This window comes from Nonomuraea sp. NPDC047897 (assembly GCF_043204415.1).
Taxonomy (GTDB): domain Bacteria; phylum Actinomycetota; class Actinomycetes; order Streptosporangiales; family Streptosporangiaceae; genus Nonomuraea.
In genome coordinates this window covers 329,626-349,664 of sequence record NZ_JBIDCC010000002.1, presented here as the reverse complement: position 1 = coordinate 349,664, position 20,039 = coordinate 329,626, and the positions used below count along the sequence as shown (strand labels likewise).

At 73.5% G+C, this 20,039-nt stretch carries 15 protein-coding genes; 6 read left to right on the top strand and 9 right to left on the bottom strand.

The features are described from left to right. Window position 1 precedes the first annotated feature (1 nt). A complete protein-coding gene (locus ACGF0J_RS05025) occupies window positions 2–889 on the top strand; it encodes a carbohydrate ABC transporter permease (protein ID WP_393142169.1) in 888 nt (295 codons plus the stop codon). Next, window positions 886–1,773 (top strand): carbohydrate ABC transporter permease, encoded by an 888-nt coding sequence (locus ACGF0J_RS05020; RefSeq protein WP_393142167.1) that lies wholly within the window; start codon window positions 886–888, stop codon window positions 1,771–1,773. Before ACGF0J_RS05025 ends, ACGF0J_RS05020 begins: the two co-directional genes overlap by 4 nt. Window positions 1,774–1,823: 50 nt before the next feature. Here ACGF0J_RS05020 and ACGF0J_RS05015 read toward each other — a convergent pair whose 3' ends face one another. Beyond that, complete coding sequence (locus ACGF0J_RS05015; RefSeq protein WP_393142166.1) at window positions 1,824–3,380, bottom strand: MFS transporter; 1,557 nt, start codon at window positions 3,378–3,380, stop codon at window positions 1,824–1,826. A 57-nt stretch (window positions 3,381–3,437) separates the two neighbouring features. Here ACGF0J_RS05015 and ACGF0J_RS05010 point away from each other — a divergent pair, with 57 nt between their 5' ends. Further along, window positions 3,438–3,833 (top strand): MerR family transcriptional regulator, encoded by a 396-nt coding sequence (locus tag ACGF0J_RS05010; RefSeq protein WP_393142165.1) that lies wholly within the window; start codon window positions 3,438–3,440, stop codon window positions 3,831–3,833. Window positions 3,834–4,064: 231 nt separating this feature from the next. Here the strand turns inward: ACGF0J_RS05010 and ACGF0J_RS05005 are convergent, their stop codons facing one another. Next, a complete protein-coding gene (locus tag ACGF0J_RS05005) occupies window positions 4,065–7,928 on the bottom strand; it encodes an AAA family ATPase (protein ID WP_393142163.1) in 3,864 nt (1,287 codons plus the stop codon). After that, complete coding sequence (locus tag ACGF0J_RS05000; RefSeq protein ID WP_393142162.1) at window positions 7,929–9,047, bottom strand: exonuclease SbcCD subunit D; 1,119 nt, start codon at window positions 9,045–9,047, stop codon at window positions 7,929–7,931. A gap of 107 nt (window positions 9,048–9,154) precedes the next feature. Between ACGF0J_RS05000 and ACGF0J_RS04995 the strand changes: the two genes are divergently transcribed. Then, window positions 9,155–10,645 (top strand): alpha/beta hydrolase family protein, encoded by a 1,491-nt coding sequence (locus ACGF0J_RS04995; RefSeq protein WP_393142161.1) that lies wholly within the window; start codon window positions 9,155–9,157, stop codon window positions 10,643–10,645. On the opposite strand, the gene ACGF0J_RS04990 is transcribed toward ACGF0J_RS04995, so the two are convergent. Then, window positions 10,595–11,632: an alpha/beta hydrolase gene (locus tag ACGF0J_RS04990; protein WP_393142160.1), complete on the bottom strand. Its 1,038-nt coding sequence runs from the start codon at window positions 11,630–11,632 to the stop codon at window positions 10,595–10,597. The genes ACGF0J_RS04995 and ACGF0J_RS04990 overlap by 51 nt on opposite strands. 223 nt (window positions 11,633–11,855) lie before the next feature. Between ACGF0J_RS04990 and ACGF0J_RS04985 the strand changes: the two genes are divergently transcribed. Beyond that, on the top strand, window positions 11,856–13,382 hold the full coding sequence (locus tag ACGF0J_RS04985) for an LCP family protein (protein WP_393142158.1): 1,527 nt from the start codon (window positions 11,856–11,858) through the stop codon (window positions 13,380–13,382). Here the strand turns inward: ACGF0J_RS04985 and ACGF0J_RS04980 are convergent. Genes ACGF0J_RS04980 through ACGF0J_RS04965 form a run of 4 tightly spaced genes read right to left on the bottom strand, consistent with a single transcriptional unit; the run spans window position 13,357 to window position 16,679 of the window. Beyond that, complete coding sequence (locus tag ACGF0J_RS04980) at window positions 13,357–14,313, bottom strand: asparaginase (protein ID WP_393142156.1); 957 nt, start codon at window positions 14,311–14,313, stop codon at window positions 13,357–13,359. The genes ACGF0J_RS04985 and ACGF0J_RS04980 overlap by 26 nt on opposite strands. Beyond that, window positions 14,306–15,133 carry an amino acid ABC transporter permease gene (locus ACGF0J_RS04975; protein WP_393142155.1) on the bottom strand — a complete coding sequence of 276 codons (828 nt, stop codon included), beginning with the start codon at window positions 15,131–15,133 and terminating at the stop codon, window positions 14,306–14,308. The genes ACGF0J_RS04980 and ACGF0J_RS04975 overlap by 8 nt, the downstream gene beginning before the upstream one ends. Beyond that, on the bottom strand, window positions 15,130–15,774 hold the full coding sequence (locus ACGF0J_RS04970) for an amino acid ABC transporter permease (protein WP_393142153.1): 645 nt from the start codon (window positions 15,772–15,774) through the stop codon (window positions 15,130–15,132). The genes ACGF0J_RS04975 and ACGF0J_RS04970 overlap by 4 nt, the downstream gene beginning before the upstream one ends. Beyond that, a complete protein-coding gene (locus ACGF0J_RS04965) occupies window positions 15,774–16,679 on the bottom strand; it encodes a glutamate ABC transporter substrate-binding protein (RefSeq protein WP_393142152.1) in 906 nt (301 codons plus the stop codon). Before ACGF0J_RS04965 ends, ACGF0J_RS04970 begins: the two co-directional genes overlap by 1 nt. A 105-nt stretch (window positions 16,680–16,784) precedes the next feature. On the opposite strand from ACGF0J_RS04965, the gene ACGF0J_RS04960 reads away from it, so the two are divergent. Continuing rightward, entirely contained in the window at window positions 16,785–17,930 is a 1,146-nt protein-coding gene (locus ACGF0J_RS04960; protein WP_393142150.1) for an ROK family transcriptional regulator, read from the top strand. Here ACGF0J_RS04960 and ACGF0J_RS04955 read toward each other — a convergent pair. Next, complete coding sequence (locus ACGF0J_RS04955; RefSeq protein ID WP_393142149.1) at window positions 17,922–19,961, bottom strand: methyltransferase domain-containing protein; 2,040 nt, start codon at window positions 19,959–19,961, stop codon at window positions 17,922–17,924. The two genes, ACGF0J_RS04960 and ACGF0J_RS04955, sit on opposite strands and share 9 nt — an antisense overlap. Window positions 19,962–20,039 lie beyond the last annotated feature (78 nt).

Sequence of the window (20,039 nt, the reverse complement as noted above, 5' to 3'; positions counted from 1 at the left end):
CATGGGCGCCCTGCTCACACGCTGGCGCACGTGGCTGTGGGTGCTGCCCGCCGTCGCCCTGCTGCTGGTGTTCGTCTACTACCCGATCGTGGACAACCTGCGGCTCAGCTTCTTCTCCTGGAACGCCTTCTCGCCCGAGCCGCGCTTCGTCGGCCTGGACAACTACGCCGAGACGTTCGCCGACCCGGTGTTCTGGCGGGCGCTGCTGAACAACACCGCCTACGCCGTCGTCTCCCTGGCCTTCCAGGCGGGCCTGTCGCTGGTCCTGGCCGCGCTGCTGGAGGAACTGGTCGGCAAGCGGATGCGCGGGCTGCTGCGGACGCTGTACTTCATCCCGGCGGCCATGTCGATCACCGTGGTCGGCGTGCTGTTCTCGTTCCTCTACAACCCCCGCTACGGCCTGGTGAACGCCGGCCTCGACGCCGTCGGCCTCGGGCACCTGGGCCGGGCGTGGCTGGGCGAGGAGTCGTCGGCCATCTGGAGCGTCATCGCGATGAGCCAGTGGCAGTCGGTCGGCTACACCGCCGTGCTGTTCGTGGTGGCCATCCAGCGCATCCCGCGGGAGTACTACGAGGCGGCCAGGGTCGACGGGAGCGGGGCGGTGCGCTCGTTCTTCTCCATCACCCTGCCGATGGTGCGCGAGATGACCACCCTGATCGTCATCCTCACGATCTCGGGCTCGTTCCTGGTGTTCAACGAGGTCATGGTGATGACGGCCGGCGGGCCCGACAACTCCAGCCAGGTGCTGGGCACGTGGCTGTACCGCAAGGCCTTCTTCGAGGACGACATGGGTTACGCCGCCAGCGTGGCCACGGTGATCTTCGTCATCACGTTCGCCATCGCGGCCCTGCAACTGGCCGTCTCCCGCCGCAGGAGGTACGACGCATGATCGCCCTCGGATCGTCGACGGAGCGGCCGGCCTCGCACAGAAGCGTCGCCCGCGCCTCCCTGAGCGTGCGGGCCGTGGCCGGCCGGCTGCTGGGGTGGAGCCTGCTCGGGGCGTTCGCCGTGGCCGTGCTGTACCCGGTGCTGTGGATGGTGCTCAGCGGCTTCAAGGACAACCAGGAGATCTTCAACCAGCCGTGGGCGCCGCCCGGCGAGCTGCGCTGGGAGAACTACGCCCGCGCCTGGGACCTGGGCGTGGTCCGCTACTTCACCAACAGCGTGATCGTCACCAGCGCGTCGATCGTGGCCACCACGCTGATCAGCGCGTGGGCCGCGTACGGGCTGTGCCGGCTGCGGCTGCCGTTCGGCAACGCCGTGGCGCTGCTGGTGCTGGGCGGGCTGCTGCTGTCGCCGACGGTGGCGCTGATCCCGCTGTTCCGGCTGCTGACGTCGATCGGGCTGTTCGACACCCACTGGGCGTTGATCGTGCTCTACACGGCCTTCCGCATCCCGTTCACGATCTTCCTGATCCGGGCGTACATGATCGAGCTGCCGCGGTCGGTGGACGAGGCCGCCACCATCGACGGGGCCACGCGGACGCAGATCTTCTGGCGGGTGATCCTGCCGATGAGCCGCCCCATCCTGGTCTCGGCGGCGCTGCTGCAGGCGCTGTTCGCGTGGAACGAGTTCGCGTTCGCGCTGGTGTTCATCAGCGACGAGGCGCTGAAGACGTTGCCGGTCGGGCTGGTGGCCATGCAGAGCCGGCTGCTGACCGACTGGCCGGTGGTGCTGGCCGGCCTGACCATGGCGGCCCTGCCGACGATCCTGCTGTTCCTGGTGGGGCAGCGGCAGTTCCTGCGCGGCCTGACAGAGGGCGTCGGCAAGTAGCCGGAGGCCCGGTGCGGGGTGCCTGCGCCCCACCGCGCACCGGGCCGGCCTCAGGGTCGACCGCCGTCGCCCTCGACCGGGAGCGGAGGCCGCAGCGCCGCCAGGGACAGCACGGCGAGAGCGAGGGCGACCACCGCGGCGATGCCGGCGACGACGGTGAAGGAGCCGACGAACGCCTCCCGCGCCCCGTCGAGCAGCCGGGCGGCCACGGGCGGCGCGAGCTGGGCGGCGGCGCCGACGGCGGTCTCGACGGAGTCATGGACGGCCTCGGTCACGGTGGGCGCGAGGCCCGGCGTGCCCGCAGCGGGATCCGCCGCACGGTACGCCACGGTGCCGACGCTGCCCAGGACGGCCACGCCGAAGGCCAGCCCCAGCTCCGTGCCCGTCTCGGAGACGGCCGACGCCGAACCTGCCCGCTCGGGCGGGGCGGAGCCGACGAGCAGGTCGGTGCCCACGGCCAGCAGCGGCCCCTGGCCGAGGTAGACGACGACGAGACCGGCGACCAGCAGCGGCAGCCCGGAGGTGGTGCCGAGCAGCGCGAGCATCAGGAAGCCGGCCGCCGAGACGGCCAGCGAAGCTGCGATCACGTGGCGCACCGGCAGCCGCCGCGCCAGCGCGGGAGCCGCGGTGGAGGTGACGATCATGGCCACCGCCGAGGGGACCAGCCACAGCCCGGCCGCCAGCGGGGACAGACCCTCCACCTGCTGGAGGTAGCGGGTGGCGAACAGGTACGTGCCGGCGGTGACGGCCAGCGTCCCGAACAAGATCACCAGGGTGACGCTGAAGGCCTTGCGCCGGAAGAGGCTCACGTCCAGCAGGGCGTCGGCGAGCCTCCGCTGCCGCCGCCAGAAGACCGCGCCCGCGGCGGCGCCGAGCCCGACGGCGAGCAGTCCCTGCGGCAGTCCGTCGCCGTGCGAGATCCCCTTGATGCCGTAGACGATCGCCAGCATGGCGGCGATCGACAGCACCACACTCGTCCGATCGACCCGTCCGGCCGTGAGCGCGCGGTGCTCCGGGAGCAGAAGCGGCGCGGCCACCGCCAGCAGCGCCATGACGGGGACCGCGATCAGGAACACCGATCCCCACCAGAACCACTCCAGCAGCGCTCCGCCGACCACCGGCCCCAGGGCGACACCGCCGGACAGGCACGCCGCCCAGATCCCGATGGCGGTCGCCCGCTGGCCGGGCGACCGGAACATGTCACTGATCAGGGCCAGGGTCGACGGCATCAACGTCGCCCCGGCCACGCCCAGCAGTCCACGTGCCACGATCAGCGCCTCGGCGCCGGGCGCGTACGCGGCGACCACAGAGAGGGCGCCGAACGCCACGGCCCCGGCCGTCAGCAACCGGCGGCGGCCGAGGCGGTCGCCCAGCGTCCCCATCGCCACCAGACATCCGGCGATCATGAACCCGTAGACGTCGGTGATCCACAACAGTTGCGCGCCGCTCGGCCGCAGGTCCGCCGCCAGGTGGGGCAGCGCCAGGTAGAGCACCGTCACGTCCATGGACAGCAGCAGGGTCGGCAGGGCGAGGACCATGAGCCCGACCCACTCGCGCGGCCCGGCGGCCGGGAAGGCCGGCGTCGGCCGGCTTGTCTTCAGTGTCATGGCCAGAACGGTAGAGTCTCACATCTATGTGAGAGTCAATCCCTGGAGGGCGACTGCATGCGCATCGGAGAGCTGCACCGACGCACCGGGGTGAGCCATCGGCTCCTGCGCTACTACGAGGAGCAGGGCCTGCTGCGGCCGAGGCGACGAGCCAGCGGCTACCGCGAGTACGACGATTCGGACGTCGTGACCGTCCGGCACATCCGCACCCTCCTCACCGCCGGCCTGAACACCGCCACCATCGCCGACCTGCTGCCCTGCATGGGCAGTGACGGCGACCGGCTCATCGCCGACTGCCCCGAACTCCTCGTCGACCTGCTCCGCGAACGTGATCGGCTCAGAGCCGCCATCCGTGACCTGGAGTCGGCCTGCGACGCCCTCGGCTCCGTCATCGCGACCGCTCCGCCCGAGACCGAGAGAGCGGCCGGCGCCCTGCTGTCCGCCACCGCCTGACGGCAGGGCGCCCGCTCCGGGCGGGCCCCGCCTCCGGCACAGCGCCACGGGCCGCCGCTGCGTGCCTGGTCGCAGCGGTCCCGGAGGGGGCTCGCGGTCACCCCGCAGGGGCGAGCTGCTGAAGCCGGCGGTGCAGGAAGGCACGCTCGGCCGCGTTCCGCGTGCGGGCCACGGCCGCCCATGGTCCCGCCCGTCGCGGCCGACCTGGCGGCAGGAGGCGGTGGCAGCGTCTCAGCCGGTGCCGAGAGTGGCGAGGGTCGAGCCGGTGCGGGTCTTGGTGACCTTGAGCTGGGCCGGAATGCGGGAGCGCAGCTCGGCGACGTGGCTGACGATGCCGACCGCGCGCCCGCCGTCGCGCAGGCTGTCGAGGATGTCGAGCACTCCGTCGAGCGTGTCCTCGTCCAGGGTGCCGAAGCCCTCGTCCACGAACAGCGTGCCGATCTCGGCGCCGCCCGCCTCGGCCGTCACCACGTCGGCCAGGCCGAGGGCCAGGGCGAGCGAGGTGATGAAGCTCTCCCCGCCGGACAGGGTCGCCGGGTCGCGGTCGACGCCGGTCCACCCGTCGCTGACCCGCAGCCCCAGCCCGCCGCCCGACCGCCCTCGCGAGCCCGCCGTCTTGCGCAGGTCGTGCTGGAGCAGGTAGCGGCCGGCCGACATGTGGTCGAGGCGTTCGTTGGCGGCGTCGACCACCTGCCGGAGCCGTTCGCCGAGCACGAACGACGACAGGCTCATGCTCCACTGGTTGTCGCTCGACGTGCCGCTGGCCAGGGCGGCGATGCTCTCGACGAGGCGGTGCCGGTCGGCGGCGGGACGCCAGCGGTCGAGACAGGCGGCCAGCTCGTCGTGCAGCTCGCTCAGCCTCCGCTCCCTGGCCGCCGCCCTGTCGCGCGCCGACGCCAGGGCGGTGTGGTCACGCTCCGCCTCGTCGCGCCGCGCCTGCAACGCCGCCAGGTCGGGCGCCGGCTCGGCCGCGGCGGCCACCAGCTCGGGGTCACGCAGCATGCCGGTCACGGCGGCGTGCTCGGCATCCAACGCGCGCAACAGCTCGGACTTGCTCTCCTGTTCGGCCGGGGTCCTGGCGGCGTCGGCCGCCTCGACGGCGTCCGCGAACCCGGCCTCCAGCGCCGCCTGTCCGGCCGCCTCCTCCGCTCGGGCCAGTTCGTCCTCGGCCACGGCGGCCGACCGGGTGGCCTCCAGCACGTCACGCAGCAGCTCCGCCTCGTCGCCCAGCCGCGACAGGCGGGCGGCCAGCGTGGCGTCGTCGCCCCTGGCTCTGTCTAGCCGGGTGGTCAGCCGCGCGGCGTCGCCGCTCAGCTCCTCCTGGCGGGTACGGCACGCGGCCAGCCGCGCGGTGATCCGCCGGGTGCGCTCCTCCAGCGCCGTCCGCTCCTGGGTGAGCCGCGCCGTCTCGGCCGCGAGTGCGGTTTCGGCCGCGGCGGAGGTCCGCAGCCCGGCGAGCTGCCGTTCGGCCGCCTCCAGCACGGCCGGAGACCGCTCCGGCGGGATCGCCGAGACGTCCGGCTGCCCATGACGGGCAGGGCTGCTCGGCGGGAGGGAGAGGTCGCTGTCGGTCAGCCGGGCGACGAGGCGGGCGCGTTCGCTCAGGAGGTGGGCGCGGTGGACGCGGTGGGCGGCGAAGGTCTCCCCCAGCTCGCGGGCGCGGTCGCGGACGAGGTCGCGTTCGGCTTCGATCCGCTCGACCTCGGCTGCCAGCGTGGGTTCGGTGGCGGCGACGGCCCGCAGGCGGGCCACCTCCTGCCGGGCGCGTTCGACGGCGGCCTCCGCTGCCTTCTCGTCCAGCCCGTCCGTCGCCGCCACCGCGTCGGCGTGGCGGGACTGGAGGGTGGCCAGGGCACGCTCGGCCGCCTCGCGTTCGGCCAGGGCTGCTTCGTGGGCGCTCTCGGCGGCCCGTTCGTCGTCGGGTGACGGGGCGCTGGGGGCGGGCGAGGCGGGGTGGGGGTGTTCGGGGGAGCCGCACACGGCGCACGGCCGGCCGTCGGACAGGTCGCGCGCCAGTTCGGCGGCCATGCCGTCGATGCGGGCCTGGCGGATGTCCAGCCAGCGTTCGCGCAGGCCCTGGGCGCGGTCCACGCAGGCCTGGCGGGTGGCGGCGGCCGTGTCCAGCTCGGCGGCCAGCGCGTCGCGGCGGCGCGCGGCGTCGAGGACGGCGCCCGCGCTGTCGAGCGCGGCTGCCGCCGCCGGGAGCGCCGCAGCCTCCGCCCGGCTGGCGGCCAGGCGTTCCTGGGCCTCGGCGAGCTGGGCGGGCAGCTCGGCCGCAGCGGCGGACAGCTCCGTCTCCCGCTCCACCAGTTCGCCGAGCTCCCGTTCGAGCCGGGTCAGCTCACGGTCCACGCCGATCAGCTCGGCGGCGGCCGCGCGTACGGCTTCGGCGGCGGGGATCCGGGCCGCGTCGAGGCGGGCGCGGGCCAGCTCGGCCTCGGCGTGCTCGACAAGGGCCGGAAGCTCGGCCAGCCGGGCGGTGGCCGCCTCCTCCTGGCCGGCCAGCTCGGTCAGCTCGCCCTCCACGCGGCCCAGGTCCCTGCGGACCACCAGGAGGCGGGCCTCCTCCGTGAGCAGCTCGGACAGGCGGGCGATCTCGGCCTGGCGCTGCCGTTCGAGGGCGGCCAGCCGCTCGGGCTGCACCGTCCCCGCCGGGGACTCCTGGTCGGACGGCTCGGACGCTGACGACCCTGGTGCGGACGGCCCGGACGTTGAAGAGCCCGACTCAGACGGGCCCGGCACAGACGAGCCCGGCACAGACGAGCCCGGCACAGACGGGCCCGGCACGGACGGGCCCGGCACGGACGGGTGGCCGGGGGCTTCCGGCGGGTGGGAGGCGTGGTGGGGGGACGACGGGCCGCGCGTGGACCGGGGTGGCGTGGCGGGAGGCGGGAAGAGGAGCGGGCGGGCGCGGGCCACGGCGTCGGCGGCGAGGGCCCGCGCCTTGGCGGCCGTCTCGGCGCGCTGGCGAGCGGCCGTGACGAGCGGCATGACCCGGTCGGCGCGGGCGGCCTCGTCGAGCACGGCCTGAAGGTCGGCGCGTTCGTCGGCACGCTCGTCGAGGGTGCGGCGCCGCGTCAACGCCTCGGCGTGGCGGCGTCGGCGCTCGGCGAGCGCGGACGCCTGCTCGAAGCGGGAGCGTGCCTGGCGCAGCGCGTCCTCCGCCTCCGCGTGCAGGCTCGTCGTCCGGGTGACGACCGCGCGGGCCGCGTCGAGCAGGGCGCCGGCCCAGCGAAGGGGGTCGGCGCCGGGGGTGATCGGCTCGGCGGTGCCGGCGGCCGTGGACGTGGTGGTCGCGGCTGCGCCGCAGGCCGTCGGCCCGGTGACCGGCGCCGGCGCGGCAGGGGCGGCGTGAGCGGCGGAGGCGGCGGAGGCGGCGGCGGGGGCGGGGGCGGGGGCGGGGGCGGTGAGTGCGGTCAGGAGGTCGTCCCCCGCGGCCTCCTCCACCCGCTGGACGGCGAAGTCGACCTGCTGCCGCAGCTCCGACTGCTCGCGCCACAGCTGCTTGCGGTGCTCGGCCAGCCACGACTCCGTCTGGGTGAACACCTTGACGGTGAACAGCCGCTCCAGCAGCCTGCGGCGGTCGTCGCCGTCGGCGCGCAGGAAGCGGGCGAAGTCGCCCTGCGGCAGCATGGCGACCTGGCAGAACTGGTCGGCGTTCATGCCGAGCAGCCCGCCGACGAGGTCACCCGCCTCGTCGGACCTGGTGGTGAGCGCCTGCCAGCCGTCGCCGGAACGCTCCTCGAGGATGACCTTGGCCTTCTCCTCGGTGTAGCCGGTGCCGCGCAACTTGGGCCGCTGCCAGGCCGGTGAGCGGCGGATGCGCAGGGTGCGGCCGCGGATCGACGCCTCCAGCGTGACGGACGGCCCGGTGGCGGGCGGGGCGTGGTCGCAGCGCAGCGCGCGGGCGCTGTTGCGCTGGCCGGGGACCTGGCCGTAGAGGGCGAAGCAGAGCGCGTCGAGCACGGTCGTCTTGCCCGCGCCCGTGGGCCCGTGCACCAGGAACAGGCCGGCCTCGGCCAGCGCGTCGAAGTCGACGGTCTCGGTGCCGGGGAACGAGCCGAACGCCGTGAGGGTGAGCCGGTGGGGACGCATCTACGCCATCGCCTCCTTGGCGCGGGCTTCCTCGATCGCCTGTCTCAGCAGTCGCTCCTCCTCGGGCGCGGCGGCCTCGCCGCGCACCTCGCGGACGAAGTCGAGCGCCACGTCGGCTTCGGGCCGGCCGCTCAGCCGCACCTGCCGCGCGGCGGGGACGGCTCCGACGGGGGCGAACGACAGGGCGAGGGTGTGCGGGAAGCGGGCGCGCAGCCGGTCCATGGCGGCCTTGGGGCGGACCGGGTCGGTGAGGACGACCTGCAGCCAGTGGTCCTCGTAGCGGGTGTGGGCGGGCGAGGTGAGCAGGTCGTCGATGGCGCCGCGCAGCACACCGACGGGCCGGGGCACCGGTGCCGGCACGAACTCGACCGACTCGACGGCCGAGCCGATCGTCACCAGCCACGACCCCTTGACGTGGCCCGCCTCGGAGAAGCAGTAGGCCAGCGGGGAGCCGGAGTAGCGGACCGTCTCGGCCATCCGCTGGCGGCCGTGCAGGTGGCCGAGCGCGACGTAGCCGACGCCGTCGAACGCCGACAGCGGCACGTGGGCCACGCCGCCGACGCTGATGTCGCGCTCGCTGTCGCTGGCCTGCCCGCCGGTGACGAAGGCGTGGGCGAGGACGACGGACGCGCGGTGGCGGGCCGCGTCGGCGCGGACGAGGGACATGGCGTGGGCGAGCGCGGCGGTGTGGCTGCGCTCGGGCAGCTCCCAGGCCGAGCGGAGCAGCTCGGGCTCCAGGTAGGGGATGCCGTAGAAGGCGACGTCGTCGATGACGACGGGCTCCCAGGCGCGTGACGGGTCGGTGCGCAGGTGGACCCCGGCCGCGTCGAACAGGTCGGCGCCGAACCCGAGCCGCCGCGCCGAGTCGTGGTTGCCGCTGATGATCACCATGCGGGCGCCCGCGGCGGTCACCCGGCGCAGCGCGTCGTTGCACAGCGCGACCGCGTCGACCGGCGGCAGCGCCCGGTCGTAGAGGTCGCCCGCGACCGCGACCACGTCGACGCGCTCGGACCGCACCGTCTCGACCAGGTGGTCGACGAACGCCGCCTGCGCCTCGAGCATGCTCTCGCGGTGGAACGAGCGGCCGAGGTGCCAGTCGGAGGTGTGCAGGATCCGCATGTCGCAGGAAGCTAACAGTTCTCACTGACAAATGCCGTACCGTCCGCAACACCCGTCGGGAGTAGCCTGGGTGATCGGCGGGCAAACCAACGCACATGGGGAGGCCAATGCGCACCGGTCGCGGCACCGTGAGCGTCGCCGCCGGCCTCGTGCTGGTGGTGCTGGCGTCCGTCGGCTACGTGCTCCCGCCGGCGTTCGACCCGCCGCCGTTGCGCGTCGACGCGGTGTTCCGGTCGATCCCCGGGCAGCCTCCGGCCGAGCTGCGCCCGGTGGTCGCGACCGAGCCGATCGGCCTGCAGGACGTCTCGGTCGCGGCCGAGGGGCAGACCCTGGAGGGAACGGTCCGGGCGCCGCTGTCGCCGGGCCGGCGGCCGGCGATGGTGTTCGTGTCAGGATCGGGCAACGGCTCGCGCGAGGAGTTCACGCCGCAGGCGGAGTTCCTGGCGCGGGCCGGGGTGGTGACGCTCGCCTACGACAAGCGGACGGTCGGCTACAACTTCCGCGACCGCGACTTCGGGCTGCTGGCGGACGACGTCCTGCGGATGGTCTCCTACCTGGCGGCGCGGCCCGACGTGGACCCTGAGCGGATCGGCGTGTGGGGCGTCAGCGAGGGCGGCTGGGTGGTGCCGATCGCGGCGGCCAGGAGCACGGCGGTGAAGTTCCTGGTGCTGGTGTCCTCGCCGAACGTCTCACCGCTCAGGCAGGTGGCGTGGGCGCTGAACGAGCAGTTGCTGCGCCTGCGCGCCCCGATCGGGGTGCGCGACCTGCTGACCCGCGCCATGGGCGCGGTCGGGTTCGACTTCCTGCGCCATGACGCGACGCCGGCGCTGCGGCGGGTGACTCAGCCGGTCCTGGCCCTGTACGGCACGACGGACCCGTCCATCCCGTTCGTCGAGTCGACGCAGGCGCTGACCGGGGCGCTGCGCGAGGCCGGCAACGACCGGTACACGATCCGTTTCCTTGGGGACGGCGACCACGCCATGCGGGTGAACGGGGGCCCGTTCACGGCCGGCTATCTGGAGACGCTCACCAACTGGATCAAGGGGTTGCCGGGCACGGGGACGCCGAGCGTGCACCTGGCGGGCGCCACGCCGGTCCAGCGGTTCGAGGCCAGCGACGTGCCGGCGGCCCCGTGGTACGCGGGCGGCACGATGCTGGGGCTGACGATCTGCCTGGCGGCCGTGGGTTACGTCGCGGGCCCGGTCGCGGCCGTGCTGGTACGGCTGCGCGGCGGCCGGCACACGGCGGCGGCCGACATGCGGCTGTGGCCGCCGATCAGGCGACGGCTGGGCCGGATGGCGTGGACGGGGCTGGGGCTGCTGCTGTCGGTGGTGGCGTTCATCACGCTGCTGGTGCTGTTCTCGGTGAACCAGGCGGGGGCGTGGCCCGCGGTGCTGGCCGGCTGGCTGGTGGTGCGGGTGCTGGCGGTGCTGATGCTCGTCCAGGAGGTCACGGCGGTGGCGGCGGTCGTGGCGGCGCTGCGGGAGGGCCTGCGGCCGAGCCGGTGGCAGCACGTGGCGATCGCGGGTGGGCTCGGCGGCACCGGTTTACTGCTGGTCGCGGCGGCGTACTACGGGTTGTTCTCCTTCCCCTGGTGACACCTGCTCCGCTGGTTCCGCTGGTTCCGCTGGTTCCTCCGGTGACGCCTGGTGGCGGTCGACGTAGGCGGCCATCCAGCGGTCGATCTCGGCGAACACCTGCTTGCGGACCGGTTCGGCCGACAGCACCAGGTCGTGGATGCCGTCCGGCACCTTGACGCAGGTGACGTGCGGGCCGAGCGCGGTGGCCCAGCGGGCGATCTGCCGGGGGTCGAGCACGATGTCGGCCGAGGCGGCCTCGGGGACGAAGTCGCGTACCCGCAGGCCCTTGGCGGAGGAGAGGACGAGCACGGGCACGTCCACGGCGAGGCCGGCGTGCAGCCGCCGCTGCGCCCGGCGGATGGCGGCCAGCCACATGGCGTGCACGGAGAACCCGCCGAGCGGCTTGAGTTCGAGGTCGTAGTCCCATTCGCCGTGGTGGGTGCGGTGCAGGGTCTGTCCGTAGACGGTGCTGACGCCGAGCGGCAGGGGCCGGCGGGTGTAGGACAGCGGCGTCTTCAGCAGGTCGGCGGCGAGCCGGAGCGGGGTGGGCACGTTGAGGTCGAAGAACGGGCTGTTGAGCACCAGGCCCTGGACGAGGCCGCGGCCGCGGACCCGGTCGGCCCACAGCGGGGCGATCAGGCCTCCGGTGGAGTGGGCGTTGACGGTCAGCTCGTCGTGGTCGGCGCGGATGAGGCGGACGGCCTCGTCGATCTCGGGGAAGTAGTCGGTGACGCTGCGGATGAGGCCCCTGGTCTGGTGGGGCAGCAGCGACCGGCCGTACTTGCGCAGGTCGAGGGCGTAGAAGTCGATGCCGCGCTCGACGTAGTGGTCGGCGAGGTGGTCCTGGAAGAAGTAGTCGGTGAAGCCGTGCAGGTAGAGGACCGCCCTGCGGGATCCGGCGCTGCGGGATCCGGCGCTGCGAGATCCGGTCCTGCGGGAGACGAGTGTGGCGACGACCTCGCCCTCGAAGTCGGGGGGCAGGCGCAGGACGGTGGTCTCGTACATGCAAGACACGATAAAGGACCATGCGCGACCGCACGGCGGACGGCACGTGGATGGCAAAGGGGCGCGCGCGGGGCCGCCCGGGGCGGTTCAATGTGACGTCGCGGGCGCGCCTACGCGGGGCGCCATGTGATGTTCACTCACCTCTACGACAGAGTTCGGCTGGGTTGCGTAGGCTGCCGCCTCGATTCGGCCTACGGTGTGGTTCGCGGGGAACGGGGATGGCGTGACGCAGGCAAGGAAACCGGTGGGCGCCGGGGCGGTTCTCGGCTGGCTGGCGTTGTCGGCCCTGGCGCCCGGGGCGGCGCATCTGCGCATGGGATGGCGCCGGACCGGTCTCGTGCTGCTGGGCGGCTACCTGGCCGCTCTCGTCGCGCTGCTGGCGGTGGCTTTACTGAACGACGGTCTCCTGGGCGCGCTGACGCGGGACTCGTCGCTGACGGCGATCACCGTCGGTTCGGTCGTGCTGGCGCTGGCCTGGTTCGCGCTGGTGGTGCACTCGTTCGTGGTGCTGCGGCCGGGCGGCCTGTCGCAGGCCGGGCAGGTCCTGACGGGCACCCTCGCCGGGCTGCTCGCGGTGGCGGTGGTGCTGCCGTTCGCGTGGGCGGCGCAGACGGCGTGGATCTCGCGGCAGACGATCAACGACATCTTCGACGCGCCGGCCGCGGCCCCGGGCGCGCCGGAGAGCGTCGTCCCGGAGGACCCGTGGGCGGGCCGCGAGCGGGTCAACATCCTGCTGCTCGGCGGCGACGCCGACGACCACCGCACCGGCGTGCGCACCGACAGCATGAACGTGGCCAGCATCGATGTGGGGACGGGCGCCACGGTGCTGTTCAGCCTGCCGCGCAACCTGGAGGACGTGCGCTTCCGGCCGGGCACGCCGATGGCCCAGGCCTTCCCTGACGGGTTCCGGCTGCCGCGCGACCCGGGCGGCGGGCGCAGCGACCTGCTCAACAGCGTCTGGGAGTACGCCGACGCGCATCCGGAGATCTTCGGCGGCCGGCCGCACCAGGGGCCGAAGGTGCTGATGGACACGATCGGCTACACGCTCGGCCTCAAGATCGACTGGTATGCCCTGGTGAACATGTGGGGTTTCGCCCGGCTGATCGACGCGATCGGCGGGGTGCGGCTGCACGTGGAGCAGGACGTGGTGTTCGGCCGCTACAACGAGGGCCTGGTCAAGGCGGGCACGCGCAAGCTGAAGGGCGCCGACGCGATGTGGTACGCCCGTTCGCGCACGTTCAGCGATGACTTCACCCGGATGCGCCGCCAGCGCTGCGTGATGGGCGCGCTGCTGGAGCAGGCGGACCCCGCGACGGTGCTGAGCCGGTTCCACCGGGTGGCGCTGGCCACCAAGGAGCTGATCAGGACCGACATCCCGCGGGACATGCTGGAGCACCTGGTGCCGCTGGCGCTGAAGGTGAAGAACGCCGAGGTGACGAGCGTGCAGTTCGTGCCGCCGCTGATCAACACCGGCTATCCCGACTGGGAGCGGATCCGCCAGATCACCAAGGAGGCGATCCGCGACTCCGAATCGCCGCCGGCGCGGGCGGCCACGGCCGCTCCCTCTCCCATCCCGGGCGACGCGACCGCCACGGCGACCGCGACCGCGAGCGCGAGCACCACGGCGACCGCGAGCGCCACGACGACCGCGAGCGCCACGGCGACGCCGAGGGCGACTCCCTCCGGCCCGAGGTCGCCGAAGCCGAAGGGCGCCACCCAGGGGCTCAGTGAGGGCTGCGGAGCGGCGTGACGATCCGGCCGACCGGGACGCCGCCGCCGAGCACCTCGACGGTCTCGAACGACTCGGCGCCGGACACGTCGCAGCCCATCCGGCGCAGCACGGCCAGCGCGATGACGGTGGTGGCGCGGGGGCTGCCGTCGATCACCTTGACGGCGGCCGCGTGCCCCGACTCCAGCGCGAGGACGAGCACGCCCTCGGCGCCGCCCTTGACGACGGCGCCGGGCAGGGCCCGCATGACGTCGGTGTTCTGGTGGCCGGTGCCTCCGACGTACTCGGGGTGCGCGCGCATGGCGTCGGCGACCTGGCGTGGCCCGCTGCCGGCGGGGGCGAGCACGAGCGCCTGCACGGCCCGCGCCAGGCCGGTGAGCGACAGCCCGAACAGGGGCGTGCCGCAGCCGTCGACGGCCACGTGCGCGGTCTTCTCCCCGGCGAGTTCCTCGGTGACGTCCCGCACCCGCTGCTGCAGCGGATGCTCGGGCGACAGGTAGGACGGCACGTCCCAGCCGCCCGCGACGCAGGCCGCCAGCATGGCCGCGTGCTTGCCGGAGCAGTTCATCCGCTCCCGTGAGGGGCCGTGGCCCCGCCGGATCAGCGCGTGCGCGGTCGGCTGGTCCTCCGGCCAGGACGGCGGGCAGCCCAGCGCGTCGAAGCCGAGCCCGTAGTCGGCCAGCAGTTCGGCCACCAGCCGGACGTGGAGGTCCTCGCCGGTGTGGCTGCCGGCGGCGATCGCCAGGCGGGGGCCGTCCAGGGCGGCGCCGGCGACGAGGCAGGCGAGCGCCTGCAGCGGCTTGCCCGACGAGCGGGGCAGCACGGGCGCCGCCACCGGGCCGAGCGCCACCTCGGCGCGGCCCGACGGGTCCAGCCCGACGGCGCCGCCGTAGTGGACGCTCTCGGTGAACCCCGAGCGCACGACCTCGGCGAGTACGGCGTGCTCAGGCACGGGCGGAGCTCCTTCCGGAAGGGGACCGGCCGGCGCGCTGGCGGGCCTCCAGCGTGCGGGCCAGTTTGGACAGCGACATGTTGACGACCAGGTAGACGGCCGCGACGACGATGTAGGTCTGGATGAGCAGGCCGTTGTAGTTGGCCAGCACCTTGGAGCTGAAGAGCAGCTCGCCGTAGCTGACGACGTAGCCGAGGGAGGTGTCCTTGAGCAGGCCGACCGACTGGCTGACGATGGAGGGCAGCACCCGGCGGGCGGCCTGGGGCAGCACGATGAGGCGCATGGCGCGCCAGCGGGTCAGGCCGATGGCCAGGCCGGCCTCGGTCTGGCCGCGTTCGATGGACAGGATGCCGGCGCGGAAGATCTCGGCGAAGGCGGCCGCGTTGGACAGGGTGAGCGGCACGGCGAGCTTCCAGAACAGCGGCAGGTCCAGCCCGTAGCGCGGCAGCGCGAACAGCACCACGTACACCAGCAGGAGGGCCGGGATGACCCGGACCACCTCGACGTAGCAGGCGGCGGGCCCGCGCACCCAGCGGCGCGGCGACAGCCGGCCGAGCGCGAGGACCAGCCCGAACGCCATGGACAGCGCGGCCGACACGACGGCGGCCAGGGCGGTGGAGCCGAGGCCGGTCAGCAGGTAGCGCCACATGGGCCAGGTGGCGTAGGGCTGCCACCGGTCGGCGTCGAGCTGGCCGGCCGCGGCGAACTGCCGGACGGCGAGGGCGGCGACGGCGACGACTGCGAGCGTGCCGAGCACGGTGGCGGCGCGGATGCGGCGGCGCGCCCTGGGTCCGGGCTCGTCGAACAGGGCGGTGCTCATCGCAGGATCACCAGTCGCCTTTCCAGCCGTCCGGTCACGAGGCCCACGACGGCGGCGAGCAGCGCGTACGCGATGCCGGCGCCGACGAAGATGGGGATGGGCTGGGCCTCGACGAGGTTGACGTTCTTGGCCGCGGTGGTCAGCTCGACGATGCTGACGGCCCCCGCGAGCGCGGTGTTCATGATGAGCGCGATGGCGATGTTGCCGAGGGGCTGCACCACCGTGCGCAGCGCCTGCGGCAGGATGACGTGCCGCAGCGACTGGGTGAACGTCAGGCCGATGGCCCGGGCCGCCTCGCCCTGCCCCTTGGACACCGAGTTGACGCCCGAGCGCAGCGCCTCCCCGACGTAGGCCGCCTCGTACACGGAGATGACCACGATGGCCGTGGTCAGCGGCTCGGCCTTGACGCCGATCTCGGGCAGGCCGAAGAAGGCCAGCACGAGCAGCACCAGCAGCGGCAGGTTCTGGAACGTCTCGACGTAGGCGGTGCCGATGGCGCGCAGCACCCGTACGGGGCTGACCCGCAGGGCCGTGACGATGACGCCCAGCACCGCCGCGCCGAGGAACGACGCGGCGGTGAGCTGGAGTGTCACGACCAGGCCCTGCCACAGCTCGGGCAGGTGATCGAGGAGGACGGACATCAGGACCCCGGCACGGAGCCGATCTTCGGCGGCTGGGGGGCGTCGCCCTTGACCACCGTGCCGATGGAGTCCTTCCAGATCTGCTGCCAGGTGCCGTCCGCCTGGATCTTGCCGAGCCAGTCGTTGACGAACTTCTTCATCTGGTCGTCCCCGTGCTTGAGCCCGATGCCGTACGGGTCCACGGTGAACGGCTTGGTGACGATCTGGATCGCCGGGTCCTTCTTGGCCGCGGCGATCAGCAGGGTCTCGTCCTGGACGTAGGCGACGCCGCGGTCCTGCTTGAGCGCCTGGAGGCACTCGGGGTCGCTGCCGAAGGTCACGATCTCAGCCTGGGGTGCCAGCTTCTTGATCGCCGGGATGGCCGGGGTGTTGGCTCCCGCGATGACCTTCTTGCCGTTCAGGTCCTCCGGCTTGGCGATGCCGGAGGTGCCCTGCTTGACGGCGATCGTCAAGCCCGAGGTGTAGTACGGGCCGGCGAACGCGACCTGCCTGGCCCGCTCCTCGGTGATCGTGTACGTCTGGAAGACGACGTCCACGGTGCCGTTGGCCAGCAGGGCCTCGCGGGTCTCCGACGCCGAGTTGACGATCTTCACCTTGGGCTCGCCGATGATGTACTTGGCCAGCGCCTTGCCCATCGTCGCGTCGAAGCCCTCGACCTCGCCGGTGGCGGGGTTCTGCTGCGAGAGCAGGGGCGCGTCGAGGGAGCCTCCGACGAGCAGCTCGCCCCGGCTCTTGATCTTCTCCATGGTGGAGCCGGGCAGGATGTCGGAGGCGGAGGCGACGGGGGCCTTGCCGAGCACGTCCCCACCGGTCTTCGACGGGCCGGGGACGGCGGCGTTGTCGGCCTCCCCGCAGGCGGCCAGCCCTAAGAGGGCGACGGCTACGACCGCGATCATCTTCTTCATGCACACCACTTCCTTCGATGTCGAAGACAAAGCGGACCGTAATGGTAGATTTCGCAGGAAGTCAATACGTTGTTGGCCGAAGTAGATTGATGGTATTCATCTGACATGAAGCAGCGACTGCCCGTGCAGGGTGCTCAGGGGGACCTGTTACGGCTCGTCGCCACCGGCAGGGCGAGGTCACGCGCCGACCTGGCCCGCCTGTCGGGGCTGGCCGCCTCCAGCGTGTCCCTGCGGGTGGAGGAGCTGATCGAGGCGGGACTGCTGGCCGAGGAGGGCTCCGGCCCCTCCCGGGGCGGCCGCCGGCCCCGGCGGCTGTCACTGGCGCCGGCGGCCGGGGTGCTGGCCGTCGCCGACCTCGGCGCCCACCACATGCGCCTCGGGCTGCTCGACCTCAGCGGCGCCCCGCTGGTGGTGCAGGAGCGGCCGTGCGAGATCACCGACGGTCCGGAGGTCACGCTCGACCTGATGGCGGCGGCCTACGACCAGCTGCTGGAGGAGCACGTGCCGCCAACCGTGCCGCTGCGCGGCGTCGGCACCGGCATCCCCGGGCCGGTGGACCCGGCGACGCAGCGGGTCGTCACGCCGTCGCGCATGCCGGGCTGGAACGAGTTCCCCGTGGCCGAGCACCTGCGCGCGCGCTACGACCTGCCGATCCTCGTGGAGAACGACGCCAACCTCATGGCCGCCGGCGAGGCCCGCTCGTGGCCCGGCCAGGAGAACCTCATGGTGCTCAAGGTCGGCACCGGCATCGGCTGCGGCGTGATCGTCAACGGTCGCCTGCACCGGGGGCGGGGCGCGGCGGGCGACATCAGCCACGTGCGCGTCCTGTCCGACTCGTCCGTCATCTGCGCCTGCGGCCACCACGACTGCCTTGAGGCCTACGCCAGCGGCGCCGCGCTGGCCACCGCCCTGGCCGAGGCGGGCGTCGGCGTCTCCCGCACCTCCGACATCGTCGGCCTGGTCAACGACGCCGTCCCCGAGGCCACCAGCATGGTGCGCACCGCCGGGCGGCGCATCGGCGAGGTGCTCACGGTGCTGGTCAACTTCTTCAACCCGGACGTGGTGGCGGTCGGCGGCAGCCTGTCGGCGGCCGAGCCGCTCATCACCTCGATCCGGGCCGCGGTGTACGAGCGGTGCCTGCCCCTGGCCACCCGCGACCTGGAGATCGCCCCGGCTCGCGCCGGCCGCGACGCCGCCCTGCTGGGCGCCGGATCCCTCCTCCTCGACGCCGCCCTGTCGCCGTCAGGCTGACGGCCTGCCGAACGTCGCCCGCCACCGGCGCCGTTCGGGCTCGCGCAGCTCCTCGACGCGCCGGGCGACCAGCCCGTGCTCGGCGAACGCGCCGATCTCGGCGGGCGTCAGCGGCCACGGCGGGGCGAACACGGGCCCGCCCTCGTCCCGCGCGGACGCGATCACGATGAGCGTGCCCCCGGGCCGGACGAACCCGGCGACCCGCTCGATCGCCGGGCCGTGCAGATGCTCGGGCAGCGACTGCACCGTCATGACCTCCACGACGAGGTCGAACGCCGCGCCCCACTCGGCCGGAGGGTCGAACAGGTCCGCCACCCGGTAGTCGACCGTCGTACCGGGGAAGCGCCGCTTCGCCAGCCGCACCGCCGACGGGCTGACGTCGAAGGCGACGGTGTCGTAGCCGAGCCGGGCGACGTACTCGGCGTCGTCCCCCAGCCCCGCTCCCACCACCAGGGCTCGGCCGCCCTCTTCGGCTCGCTCCAGCGCCCCCTCGACGAGCAGTGGGTGCGGCGCGTGGGCGTCCCACGGGACGACAGTGTCGCCGGTCGCCGACCCGGCGTACAGGCGCTCGAACCAGCCGGTCGCGTCACCGCCCCGCAGATGCTCCGCCGCCAGCCGCCGCGCGTCCGCGTCGGGGTCGCTGCCCGTCATCGCGCCTCCCAGGTCGAACGGGTACGGCTGGCCACGCTCGATCCGCCCGGCCAGCTCCACCACGTCGACGGTGTCGCCCAGGGGGCCGGTCAGCAGGCGGTGCCGCACCGGGTGGGTGTGGACGTACCCGCGCGCCCGCAGTTCCACATCGAGCAGGGTGACGAGCACGCACACCCCCGGGGTGGGGTGGGCGCACAGGAGAGCGGTGTGCCACCAGTCCAGCTCGGCAGCCCGCCCGTCCCGCGCCAGCCGGACGGCGTCCAGCGCGCACGCCGTCCGCCCGAGCAGGGCGGCCATGGCGGTGAAGAGCGACTCCCACCGGCCCGCTGCGATCTCCCTCCATAGGTGGGGGTCGAACTCCCCCAGCCACAGCGGTTTCGAACGCAGCGGGAAGCCCTTGACGTGCTCCTTCTGCACGACGCGGGCGAGGCTGCGCTCCAACGCGTCGGGGATCCACTGGAAGGCGGCCCCGGTGACGGGGTCCACGGGCTCGCCTGCCTTCCAGCCGAACTCCTCCAGCAGGGCGGTGTCGTGACGGTCCAGCCGCTCGGCGACGAAGCGGTCGACGGCGGGCCTCATCCTGTCGAGCAGCCCGTCATCGGCGATCTTCCAGCGGAAGTGTCGGTAGAGGTCGGCGACGTGTCCGGAGTCGCGGACGGGCAGGACGTACGAGGTCAGATACCGGCCGAAGGCGTGATCGACCATCGTCTCGCGCCGGGTGGCCCGGGCGAGGACGTCGCGGCCCACCCGGTCGGCTGTGGCCGTCCACAGATCTCGGCGCAGCCGGAGGGCGTGCTCGCGCAGCCGGGCCCGATGCTTGTTCGGCCGCCCCGACATCGCCCGCCCGACGTCGATGTCGTTGAGGAGGAGGACGTGGCGTTCGTGCTCCCGCAAGGTGCTGCAGTGAAGCAGCTCCCGCACGATGACCGCGCGCAGCTCGTCGGGACGCAGCCCGACGAGCTGCGGGAGCCCGAGCATCAGTTCGCCGCGGCCCCACCGGCCACGCCAGGCCAGCACCACAGCCCACGCGCGCACCCGGACTGTGGGGGCCCTGTCCCAGCCGGCCAGTTCCACCGCCTCCCGCACCACCGCGCGGAGCCGGGGATGGTCCACCAGGGACAGGCGGCGGTTGCGCCAGCCGAACCTCGGCCACCAGACCACCGCGCACGCGAACAGGCAGACTCCGCAGATCGCCGCCGTCAGCCCGGCGATGATCCGGTCCCCGAACGTCGACGCCAGGTGGACCAGGGCTGCGCCGGCGGCCGTTACGAGCCCAACACCGACGGCGAAGGCGAGCGACTCCGGGAAGAGAGTGCGCGGGCGGGTACGCAGCATGAGCCACAGCAGGCGCCACCTGGTCAGCTCCGTGATCTCGGCCATGCCGATCAAGCTAGGCCCTCAAGATCACCCCGGTGTCACGCCTGGAAGTGGTCCTTCGACATGCGGCGCACCCCGTCC

What these genes read in the sequence shown, in the direction of transcription:
- ACGF0J_RS05005 (WP_393142163.1), bottom strand. Translation starts at nt 7,928, where the DNA reads ATGCGTCCCCACCGGCTCACCCTCACGGCGTTCGGCTCGTTCCCCGGC.
- ACGF0J_RS04960 (WP_393142150.1), top strand. Translation starts at nt 16,785, where the DNA reads ATGAAGCAGCGACTGCCCGTGCAGGGTGCTCAGGGGGACCTGTTACGG.
- ACGF0J_RS04970 (WP_393142153.1), bottom strand. Translation starts at nt 15,774, where the DNA reads ATGTCCGTCCTCCTCGATCACCTGCCCGAGCTGTGGCAGGGCCTGGTC.
- ACGF0J_RS04955 (WP_393142149.1), bottom strand. Translation starts at nt 19,961, where the DNA reads ATGGCCGAGATCACGGAGCTGACCAGGTGGCGCCTGCTGTGGCTCATG.
- ACGF0J_RS05010 (WP_393142165.1), top strand. Translation starts at nt 3,438, where the DNA reads ATGCGCATCGGAGAGCTGCACCGACGCACCGGGGTGAGCCATCGGCTC.
- ACGF0J_RS05025 (WP_393142169.1), top strand. Translation starts at nt 2, where the DNA reads ATGGGCGCCCTGCTCACACGCTGGCGCACGTGGCTGTGGGTGCTGCCC.
- ACGF0J_RS05015 (WP_393142166.1), bottom strand. Translation starts at nt 3,380, where the DNA reads ATGACACTGAAGACAAGCCGGCCGACGCCGGCCTTCCCGGCCGCCGGG.
- ACGF0J_RS04995 (WP_393142161.1), top strand. Translation starts at nt 9,155, where the DNA reads ATGCGCACCGGTCGCGGCACCGTGAGCGTCGCCGCCGGCCTCGTGCTG.
- ACGF0J_RS04965 (WP_393142152.1), bottom strand. Translation starts at nt 16,679, where the DNA reads ATGAAGAAGATGATCGCGGTCGTAGCCGTCGCCCTCTTAGGGCTGGCC.
- ACGF0J_RS05000 (WP_393142162.1), bottom strand. Translation starts at nt 9,047, where the DNA reads ATGCGGATCCTGCACACCTCCGACTGGCACCTCGGCCGCTCGTTCCAC.
- ACGF0J_RS05020 (WP_393142167.1), top strand. Translation starts at nt 886, where the DNA reads ATGATCGCCCTCGGATCGTCGACGGAGCGGCCGGCCTCGCACAGAAGC.
- ACGF0J_RS04975 (WP_393142155.1), bottom strand. Translation starts at nt 15,133, where the DNA reads ATGAGCACCGCCCTGTTCGACGAGCCCGGACCCAGGGCGCGCCGCCGC.
- ACGF0J_RS04990 (WP_393142160.1), bottom strand. Translation starts at nt 11,632, where the DNA reads ATGTACGAGACCACCGTCCTGCGCCTGCCCCCCGACTTCGAGGGCGAG.